Raw genomic sequence first — 6,963 nt, 5'->3', positions numbered from 1 at the left:
CTGATATACTCTACGCGAATATTCTTTTTCCAAAACACAGCATTTTTTTTTCTCCTACATAATATATAATGCATTTCATAAGTAACAAAACCTCTAAGTACTATTAAATAAAAGAAACAAAAATCAGAGTGGCTTCTGTCGAATCCTCACTATTCTTAATAAAATCAATCTGAATTTTGTGTTTCGATCCACTCTCACCCGGATCTTATAATGTAATTTTAATAATCAAAACGTTTAAAAGCTTCAATGGCTTCATACTCTGCCAGTCCTAATTCGTCATACAAAACAGCAGTATTTTTGTTACGGTCTTCGGCTCTAACCCAAAATTCTCTGGAATCATTTCCTTGGAACATTACGCGGTCTTTTTGTGACTGATGGTACAAAATCGCATGGCGTTTTAATAATACTTCTGATGGAGAAAGGGGAACGGCCATATCAATTTCGTGAATGTCCCATTCATGCCAGGCACCGCGATACAGCCACAACCAGCAGTCGTCCATGTATTTTTCCGGTTTCAGTTGTTTCATTGCTGCAAAGATGGCATTCAGACAAACTTCATGTGTACCGTGCGGATCTGCTAAATCTCCTGCGGCAAATACCTGATGGGGTTTAATTTGTGCAATAATGTCCTTTACAATAGCAATGTCTTCAGGCCCCAATGGATTCTTTTTTACCTGTCCGGTTTCATAAAACGGAAGATCTAAAAAGTGGGTGTTCTCATCTTTTAAACCGATGTATCGGGTCGCTGCATAAGATTCTCTTCTTCGGATCAATCCTTTTAATTTGCGGACTTCCAAAGAATCAATTTGGTTTTCAGACTTACTATTCAAAAATTCAATGACAGCTTTAAAGTTGATTCCCAAGGCAGCATCACCAAGAAAATCCTTAGCCACTTCGGCAAATTTAAGTGCCTCGTCGTCTGTAACGGCTATATTTCCGGAGGTTTGATATACCACATGTACATCATGACCTTGTTTGATCAGTTTTGAAAAAGTTCCTCCCATAGAAATCACATCATCATCCGGATGCGGACTAAAAAGAATCACTCGTTTTTTTGCCGGATTGGCTCTTTCAGGACGATGTGAATCGTCGGTATTAGGTTTTCCACCCGGCCATCCGGCGATGGTATGCTGCAGAACATTGAACATATTGATGTTCAAATCGTAAGCAGAACCTTCCTGCGCCAAAAGATCTGACATTCCGTTGTTGTTGTAATCACGGTCTGTTAATTTTAAAATAGATTGTTTTGTTTTTTGGCACAACCAAACAATCGCTTTGCTTTTTAATTCTTGTGTCCAGATGCATTCTCCTACTAACCAAGGCGTTTTGAAACGGGTTAATTCTGAAGCTGCTGACTGGTCTAATACGAAAGTCGCATTAGGATGGTTTTGTAAAAATGTAGCCGGAACTTCTGAACTGATATCGCCCTGAATAGTTCTCTTGATGATATCGGCTTTGTTCTGTCCCCAGGCCATTAGTACAATTCTTTTCGATCTCATGATAGTAGAAACTCCCATGGTAATCGCTCTTTTAGGAACGTTGTCGATCCCGTTAAAATCTGACGAAGCGTCGACTCTGGTAATGTGATCCAGTGTAATGATTCTGGTTCCGGAGTTGATGTGGGATCCAGGTTCGTTGAAACCTACGTGACCCGTACGACCAATTCCCAGTAATTGAAAATCCAGTCCCCCGGCATTTTTAATATTCATTTCATAATCGATGCAGCATTGATTCAATTCTTCAATGGCAACGGTTCCGTCGGGAATATTTACATTCTCGGGTTTGATATCAATATGATTAAAAAGATGTTGGTGCATGAAATAATGATAGCTCTGATTGTTCTCTTTGCTCATCGGATAATATTCATCCAGATTGAAAGTGATCACATTGCTAAAACTTAAGCCTTCTTCTCTGTGCATTCTCACCAACTCTTCATAAACTTTGATAGGAGAAGAACCTGTGGCTAAACCTAATACACAAGATTTATTCTTTTCTTGTTTAGATCGGATTAATTGCGCAATTTCCTGTGCTACAATTACCGAAGCTTCTGCGGAATTCCTGAAGATTTCATTGTGGATTTTCTCAAATCGTGTCTCTTCAAATTTCCCCGCGCTTTTATAGCTGATATCAGGTATTATTTCTAAAGCACTTTTCATTTCTTTTCTTTTTATAACATTTACATTTTTGGTTTATAAAATGGCATAAACAACTCGCGTTGTCTACGCCATTTACTAACCAAACTTAAATTCTTTTAATTCTGTTTGTATATTAGAAGTTTGCTTTGTTAACATCCCACCAAAGTCTGGTAGCTCCATTATCAGGTCCTCCTAATTTGGCAATTCCGGATTCAACTCCGGCTTTATTATTGTTAATCTCAGATTGAGAGTACCCCAATCTTCTAACCCCTAATTCAGTACTGATTACACCACCACTTTTGTTATTGGTAATTCTGAACAATTTTGGATAACCTGTTCTTCTAAATTCTGACCAGGCTTCTTGTCCATCAGGGTAAGTTGCAATCCACTTTTGAGTGATAATTTTTTCAAGATTTTCCTCTTTAGTTGCTCCCCATGCTACAGTAACTTTAGAGACTGCCACAGCATTATTGGCAGCATTAATCGGGTCTACATAATCTTTAGGTTTTTTAACATTATTGGCAGTATAAGCGGCTGCACCTTCAACACCATTCTGATCAAATGATGCTTTAATACCTGCCTCATAAAGATCTTTGGCTGACCCGCCCATGTTCCATCCTCTTAAAGCTCCTTCAGCTCTCAGGAAGTATACTTCAGCAGTCGACATCCAGGTAATTTCACCGTTTTTTGTTCTTGCAGCAGTTTTAGAGAATTTACCATAAGTTGTTCCTGAAGGATAAACGATACCTGTTCTAACGCCTTTATATTGCCCCGAAGTAACATCAGAAGTTTCCCAGTATTTAGCAATACGAGGATCCTCATAACCTCCTAAAATTGACTCCATATCAGCACCCATAAAAAGTCCTGCCCAGGCGTGGCTCATTACATCTATTACATTTAAATTTACCGGAGATTTAACTTTCATAAGATCGGCAACGGTAGTAAAAACTCCGATAGGGTCATTTACTGCTTTTTCTGCTTCTGCTTTTGCTAATACAGGGTTTACTTTAGAAATACGCATTGCCATTCTCAAACGAAGTGAATTGGCATATTTCACCCATTTTGTATAATCACCTTCATAGGTTGATAAATCTGTTTCAGCAAAAGATGTTTTCTCTTTTGCTGTAATCCTTTTAGATAATTCTGCAACTGCAAAATCTAAATCTTTGAACATCTGCTTATAAATCTCTTCCTGTGAATCGTATGTTACGGCATCAGCGCCAAATTTAGAATATACTGCCGGCCCGTACATATCGGTTATTCTCTGCATTGTAGCTGCCTTAAATATTAATGACCAGGCATAAAACTGATCAAATTTTCCTTTAGATCTTTGTTCTACTTTATATAAATAGGCAATGATGTTTACATACGCATCATCCCATGCAAAACTATTCCATCCAACATTTAACGCATAATCATGATTGTTAAATGCTCCAAAAGCAACCGGTGTTGTCATATAACCGGACCAACCATCAGCTTGCAGACTTTGCTGCAATTGATATTGCCAGGTAACGTCACAAATGTACATTCTGTTGAAAGCAGGTTTAAATAAACTTTTAATACTGTTATAATCCTGATCTAGTTGTTGTGTTGTTGCTTCTTTGGGATTTGTGTTAATCTCCTCAAAATTATCTGTACAGCTTACAGCTGCCAGTAAAGAAAAGCAAAGCGCTGTTTTTTTAATTTTATTTAGTATCATGATAGTAAGATTAGAAAGTTAAGTTTAAATTTAGACCGACGCTTCTTGTTGATGGCATTCCAAAAACATCAACACCTTGTAAACCTTCTCCGGTACTTAGAGCCACATTTGGATCAAAAGGAGCATCTTTGTAAATAAAGAATAGATTTCTTGCAATTAGAGAGATACTTGCAGTCTGTACGAATGGTAGTTTATCTTTCTTAAATGTATATCCAATAGAAACCTCTCTAACATTCACATTTGTAGCATCATAAATATACTCTCCGCTAACTCCATTTCTTCCTCCAACTGTATTGTAGTATTCTTTTGCGTCCATTGTAGTAACCGGTGTGGTTCCGTCACTGGCTCTGACTCCGTTAATTTGAACTCCTCCTGCATTTCTTGCGTCTCCGGAAGCTTTAGAAACTCCATTTTGATCATTTATAGCCTGGGTCAAACTTAAAACCTCACCCCCAAAACGCGCATCAATTAAAATGCTTGCAGTAAATGCTCCTATTTTAAATGTATTAGACCATCCTAGCATAAAATCAGGATTTGCATTACCAAGTTCCTCCCAATCAGTCCTTTGGATTGTGTTGTCCTTGTTTACTAATATTCTTCCCTGGGCATCTCTCTTAAATCTATAACCTTCTATCACTCCAAATGGCCTTCCTTCGACTAATGAATATCGATAACTGTTAGATCCCGGATCAGTTAAAACAATTCTTCCTTCTTCATTTTGAGCCGGAATATCATTTACCATGCTTCTATTTTGTGAGAAGTTAACTCTTGATTCCCAATTGAATTTTTCACCTCTGATGATATCAGCAAATACAACTGCCTCAAAACCTTTGTTTGAAATACTTCCTGCATTGATAGCATAGTTTGTATAACCATTTATATTTGTTGATTCTGCAGGAACTAACATATATTGGTTTTTAGTTTTTGAATTATAATAGGACAGCTCAAAACCAAATCTGTTATTGAACATTCTCCATTCCGTACCTACCTCAACCTCTGATTTTAATTCCGGTTTTAATGTAGTGCCCGGTCTTGGTCCTGCAGGAGGATTAATAGGAGTACCGGCTACAATAGAATAAGTTGGGCTAGTAACAAAAGCAGCAATATCATTACCTACCTGTGCATAGGTAGCGCGAACTTTTCCGAAGTTAACAAAGTCCGGCATTGCAGTCATTTCGCTTAAGATACCTGTTAATCCTAATGATGGATAAAAATATCCTGCATCATCTGTATTTACTAAAGTAGATGACCAGTCCTTTCTTCCGGCAAGGTCTAAAAATAAATAATCTTTGTAACCAAGTGTAGCAGCTGCAAATATGGATTGTACTTCTCTTTGATAAGTGGTCTCTACATTACCATTATTGTTAACAAAATTTCCTAATGTAAAGATATTTGCATTCGCCAATCCTCCTCCAATTCCTGAGTCAAGAACTATACCTGCACTTTTCCCATTATTGATACTGGTTCCCAGCGTTCCGTTTAATGAGAAATCTTCGGATAATTTAGTATGAATTAAAGCTATAAAATCAGCATAATTTTGAGTTGTAATTAAAGTAGAGTTGATATATCTTCCTTTTGGATGTACCAGTGAAGAAGCTGAAGTAGCATACATTTCTTTTCGAAAATTGCTTTCATTTCTGTTATAGCTATATCTTGATGTTAAGTTCAGCCAGCTATTTATTTTGTAATCAAAAGCGATAGCACCATTGAAGAAACTATTCGTATCAAAAGATTTTTGTTTGTTAATCTGCCAGTATGGGTTTTCGTTACTTTCATTAATCTGGGCTGTTTCAAAACCAGGATAATTTTGAGCCATCCAGTTTTTTGACTGATCATAAACCTCATAGTTTTTCAAGTCATTCAGACTAAATGCTCTTGGATGAGAATAAACACCGCTAACTGGGTTAAAATATAATCCGTTTACCGGTCTGTTATTAATTATCTGATTAACATAGTTACCAGTAACAGCAACATTTAATTTGTCTTTAAAGAATTTCCCTGCTTGACGAATACCAAAGTTATTCTTTTTCAAATGATTCCCCGGAATAATGCCTGAAGCATCTGTATTCGCATAAGTTAAAGATAGCGCTGCACCATCAGTCGCTTTTGAAAAAGCCATAGAAGTAATTTTTGTAACTCCGGTTTCAAAAAAACCTTTAATATTACTTTCTACTTTTTGTTTGGCTCCCCAAGTTCTTAAATCGCCGGGGGCTGAAGTATAATCTGATTGGAATTTAGGCAAATAAGCCGCCGCATCAATTGTTGTAACTGAATTTACATTAAAAGTCTCACTTCCAGTTTTTCCTCTCTTAGAAGAAAGCAAAATTACACCTCTGGCTCCCTGAGAACCATATAGTACAGATGCCGCAGCACCTTTAAGAACTGTCATTCCTTCATAATCGTCCGGATTAATTAATGAAACAACATCTCCGCCATCACGGTTACCTCCTGCTAAATCCCCAAATGTACCGTTTGGTTGTGTCATACCTGCATTAAGCAAAGGAATACCGTCTATTACATATAATGGCTGGTTATTTGTAAAAGAAGAATTTCCACGAATAACTACCTTTGTAGATCCTCCAGATCCTGAAGAACTTTTTGTAATAGCAACACCGGCAATTTTACCCGCAACAGTGTTAATAAGGTTGGCATCTTTTACACGTGTTAACTCTTCTCCTTTAAGTTCCTGAGCAGCATAAGTCAAAGATTTTCTGGTTTTCTTAAGACCTAATGAAGTGACAACTACTTCATTTAAAGCATTAGAAGCTGCCTGTACCATTTTTACATTGATTGTAGCTTCATCACCTACAACAATTTTTTTTGTTTCAAGACCAACATATGTAAAAACTAAAGTCTCTCCTATTCGCACTTCAATTGAATACAATCCGTCAAAATCGCTAGTAGCTCCTTTTGGACCTCCCTGAACTGCAACAGAAACTCCCGGCAATGGCATTCCGTCAGAATCTGTAATCACACCTTTAATGCTTTTTACCTGAGCAAGCGAAACCTGCGCTGTAAAAACAATCATAAAGATTAAAAAAAAATTTTTCATGATAATTTATTTTGTTAGTTATAAGGTAAAAATACTATTAAAATATTGTTAAAGAAATTATCATAAACATACAGCAC

Annotated in this window: 3 protein-coding genes; all 3 read right to left on the bottom strand. The window is 37.0% G+C overall.

Translation table 11 applies throughout. The annotated features are described in order from the left end of the window. Positions 1-218: 218 nt before the first annotated feature. The 3 genes from nagB to JO950_RS20705 all read right to left on the bottom strand — a co-directional run bounded on the left by nagB (position 219) and on the right by JO950_RS20705 (position 6,886). On the bottom strand, positions 219-2,156 hold the full coding sequence (nagB, locus tag JO950_RS20715; protein WP_202704342.1) for a glucosamine-6-phosphate deaminase: 1,938 nt from the start codon (positions 2,154-2,156) through the stop codon (positions 219-221). A gap of 112 nt (positions 2,157-2,268) precedes the next feature. Continuing rightward, the gene (locus tag JO950_RS20710) at positions 2,269-3,834 is read right to left on the bottom strand and encodes a RagB/SusD family nutrient uptake outer membrane protein (protein WP_202704341.1); all 1,566 of its coding nucleotides are present in this window, start codon (positions 3,832-3,834) and stop codon (positions 2,269-2,271) included. Positions 3,835-3,844: 10 nt separating this feature from the next. Continuing rightward, complete coding sequence (locus JO950_RS20705) at positions 3,845-6,886, bottom strand: SusC/RagA family TonB-linked outer membrane protein (protein ID WP_202704340.1); 3,042 nt, start codon at positions 6,884-6,886, stop codon at positions 3,845-3,847. Between the last annotated feature and the right edge of the window lie 77 nt (positions 6,887-6,963).

The organism is Flavobacterium sp. UGB4466, assembly GCF_903469665.1.
GTDB classification, from domain to species: Bacteria; Bacteroidota; Bacteroidia; order Flavobacteriales; family Flavobacteriaceae; genus Flavobacterium; species Flavobacterium lipolyticum.
Note: the sequence above shows the minus strand (reverse complement) of the source record. Positions and strands in the feature narration are given on the sequence as shown.

Excerpts from the sequence above, each read along its gene's own strand:
- JO950_RS20710 (WP_202704341.1), bottom strand. The coding sequence starts at position 3,834 with ATGATACTAAATAAAATTAAAAAAACAGCGCTTTGCTTTTCTTTACTG.
- nagB (WP_202704342.1), bottom strand. The coding sequence starts at position 2,156 with ATGAAAAGTGCTTTAGAAATAATACCTGATATCAGCTATAAAAGCGCG.
- JO950_RS20705 (WP_202704340.1), bottom strand. The coding sequence starts at position 6,886 with ATGAAAAATTTTTTTTTAATCTTTATGATTGTTTTTACAGCGCAGGTT.